Source organism: Marinimicrobium sp. UBA4209 (assembly GCF_002381585.1).
Lineage (GTDB): Bacteria > Pseudomonadota > Gammaproteobacteria > Pseudomonadales > Cellvibrionaceae > Marinimicrobium > Marinimicrobium koreense.
On record NZ_DFTP01000116.1, the window covers coordinates 1 to 3,170 of the forward strand.

At 59.2% G+C, this 3,170-nt stretch carries 3 protein-coding genes; 1 reads left to right on the forward strand and 2 read right to left on the reverse strand.

Annotated features, from left to right (window positions below; all coding sequences use genetic code 11):
• The first annotated feature begins 119 nt into the window (after positions 1-119).
• Positions 120-1,949 carry an ABC transporter ATP-binding protein gene (locus tag B3187_RS17045; RefSeq protein ID WP_286807680.1) on the forward strand — a complete coding sequence of 610 codons (1,830 nt, stop codon included), beginning with the start codon at positions 120-122 and terminating at the stop codon, positions 1,947-1,949.
• A 204-nt stretch (positions 1,950-2,153) separates the two neighbouring features.
• On the opposite strand, the gene B3187_RS17050 is transcribed toward B3187_RS17045, so the two are convergent.
• Positions 2,154-2,402 carry a hypothetical protein gene (locus B3187_RS17050; protein ID WP_286807681.1) on the reverse strand — a complete coding sequence of 83 codons (249 nt, stop codon included), beginning with the start codon at positions 2,400-2,402 and terminating at the stop codon, positions 2,154-2,156.
• Positions 2,403-2,610: 208 nt separating this feature from the next.
• Entirely contained in the window at positions 2,611-3,054 is a 444-nt protein-coding gene (locus B3187_RS17055) for a polyribonucleotide nucleotidyltransferase (protein ID WP_286807682.1), read from the reverse strand.
• Positions 3,055-3,170 lie beyond the last annotated feature (116 nt).

Below are 3,170 nucleotides of genomic sequence, written 5' to 3' on the forward strand. Positions count from 1 at the left end.
ATCCGACCTACGGGATTGCTACGGCGGACACAACTCATTACATCCCTTAACAACCCCCAATGGTCCATACCACCAAAAGCCTGTAAACTACGCCCTCATTTCTTCAGCCGTCTATCCCTATGTTCGCGTTTTTCGAAAGTCTGCTCAAACCCTTCCCGGTCGAAGAGCCGCAACAGCCACCCAGGAACCTCGTGGCCTTCTGCCGCCACTATACCAAAGGCGCCGGCAAATTCCTGTTAACCATGTCGTTCATGGCCGCACTGATTGCCGTGATGGAAGTGGCCCTGTTTCAGTTCCTGGGGCTGACTGTCGACTGGCTCGGCCAATACAGCCCAACCCAACTCTGGGCCGAGCGAGGTACAGAACTGTGGCTGATGGCCTTTGTGGTCCTCATCGCCATCCCGATCACGGTGTTTTTTCACTCCACCCTGATTCACCAGACCCTGCTTGGCAACTACCCCATGATCATCCGCTGGCAGGCACACCGCTACCTGCTCGGTCAGAGCGTGGCTTTTTTTCAGGACGAGTTCGCGGGGCGGATCGCCACCAAGGTGATGCAGACCGCCCTGGCGGTTCGCGAAACGGTCATGAAGTTGCTGGACATCACCGTCTATGTGCTGGTGTACTTCACCAGTATGCTGGTGCTGCTGGGCTCGCTCGATTGGCGCTTGATGGTGCCGCTCGGTGCCTGGTTTCTTGCCTACATCGCCCTGCTGCGCTACTTCCTGCCGCGCCTGTCCGCCGTCGCCACCCGACAGGCCAATGCCCGGGCCGATATGACCGGCCGAATCGTGGATACTTACACCAACATTGCCACGGTCAAACTCTTCTCCCACTCCCGGCGCGAATCCGATTACGCCCGGGACGGTATGGAGCGGTTTCTGCACAGCGTCTACCCGCAGATGCGCCTGGCCACCCTGCTCAACAGCGGTGTCTGGGGCATTAATGCCCTGTTGATTTTCAGTAGCGCCGCGCTGTCCATCTGGCTGTGGAGCGGCGATATTATTTCGGTCGGCGCCATTGCCGCCGCCATGGGCCTGGTGTTGCGTCTGAACGGTATGTCCCAGTGGATCATGTGGGAAGTGTCCACCCTGTTTGAAAACATCGGCACCGCCAAAGACGGCATCAACACCCTCTCCCACCCGCGCGCAGTCGGCGATGCAGAGCAGGCGCAACCCCTGAACGTTCGTGAAGGCGGCATTGAATTTGATCAGGTGACCTTCCACTACGACAAAGGCGAAGGGGTGCTGGAGAATTTCTCTCTCGACCTCAAGCCCGGCGAGAAGATTGGTCTGGTCGGCCGCTCCGGCGCCGGCAAATCCACCCTGGTCAACCTGCTGCTGCGCTTCTACGATATCGAGAAGGGGCAGATCCGGATCGACGGTCAAGACATCAGCCAGGTTCAGCAGGAAACCCTGCGCGCCCAGATCGGCATGATCACCCAGGACACCGCCCTGCTCCACCGGTCGGTGCGGGACAACCTGCTGTACGGCAAGCCCGGCGCGACCGAAGAAGAAATGATCGAAGCCGCCAAACAAGCTGAAGCCCACGACTTTATTCTCGGATTGAGTGATGCCGAAGTACGCACCGGCTACGACGCCCACGTGGGCGAGCGCGGCGTGAAACTCTCGGGCGGCCAGCGCCAGCGCATCGCCATTGCCCGGGTGCTGCTTAAAGACGCCCCGATCCTGATCATGGACGAAGCCACCTCGGCCCTGGATTCAGAGGTCGAAAGCATCATTCAGAGCAACCTGAGTCGATTGATGGAAGGCAAAACCGTCATCGCCATCGCGCACCGGTTGTCCACCATTGCCGCGCTGGACCGGTTGATCGTGCTGGACCAGGGAAAGATTGTCGAACAGGGAACCCATTCGGAGTTGATTGCCCAGGGTGGGCTGTATGCACAGTTGTGGTCGCATCAGTCCGGCGGGTTTTTGGGGGAGGAATAGTTCAGTACGGCGGATGCGTCGTAGCTCAGTAACGGCGGATGCGGGCTTTGCCCTTATCCGCCCTACGCGAACTGCCGTGGTATCCGTAGGGCGGATAAGCGAAGCGCATCCGCCGTCACCGGGGGGGGGCACTTCGAACCGTAGGGCGGATCGGTCCGACGCTTCGGAGCCAAAGGCGCATCCGCCGTTACCCAACCTCCCGCCCTACTTCCGAAAATAATGATCCCAAATCAACATCAAAAGCCCAACAAAAAACCCCACATGAGCCACCATCGCCCCACCGGCAAATAACAGCCCCAATCCAATCGGATTCCCGTCGGAAGGCCCAAAAATCACATACGCAATCAGTGGCAAAGAGGTGACAAACACCAACAGCAGACTGTAGGCAATGATCTTCAACCCACGGGACGCATCGCTGCGCCAGATGGCGGTAATGGGATTTTTGATTCTCATCGAAACTACCGGTTGGAAGCAATGTCGGGGAATGTTGTCGGACTACGCGAGTTGCGTTCCGAAACGTCGGACCGGTCCGACCTGCTGGGCTTGCGGCGGAATTTGTCGGGTTACGGCCCTTGGCCTAACCCGACCTACTCGACCGTCGCGCAGCACGTTCAGTAGGTCGGGTTAGCGCAACGCGCGTAACCCGACAAACCTTCCAGTCTTACAGCGCCGCCAAGGTGGTCGGCTGGCGGGACTGTATCAGGGCCTGAACCTGCTCGGCTGATTGCACGCTGCGCACCTCGACACCGCTCGCCTGCAGGTCCACGTCCATACCCAGCTCGTCTTTGACCAGCAGCTCCAGTGCCTCTTGATCCACCTGGCCATCGGCACGGGTGATGCGTTCCATCTGCTCGTCGGTCAACTGGGCACTGCCTCCGGGCAGGTAGATGGTGCCGTTAGAGAAGTCCACCGCAAAAGCGATCACCCCGGGCACAAGGAAGAACAGCAAACCCACGGCGTTAAGAGCCACCACGGCCGGGTCGAGCTGGCCACCGGTCTGCCCTTTCCGCTCCGGGTACAGCACGGTGCCGCAGGCGGTGGTCTGGAGAATCAGGCCAACGCACAGGCCGGAAGCGATGGCTTTGCTTAAGCGATTGATGCGCATAGAGTTTTCCTCTTTGTTGTTGAATTCCACGTAGCAAAGACTATAGCACATGGCTTTGGGTTCCGTGGCGCCAGAAGCTTGGGTTGCGGCGGATGCAGGCTTCGCCCTTATCCGCC

What these genes read in the sequence shown, in the direction of transcription:
- B3187_RS17045 (WP_286807680.1), top strand. Translation starts at nt 120, where the DNA reads ATGTTCGCGTTTTTCGAAAGTCTGCTCAAACCCTTCCCGGTCGAAGAG.
- B3187_RS17050 (WP_286807681.1), bottom strand. Translation starts at nt 2,402, where the DNA reads ATGAGAATCAAAAATCCCATTACCGCCATCTGGCGCAGCGATGCGTCC.
- B3187_RS17055 (WP_286807682.1), bottom strand. Translation starts at nt 3,054, where the DNA reads ATGCGCATCAATCGCTTAAGCAAAGCCATCGCTTCCGGCCTGTGCGTT.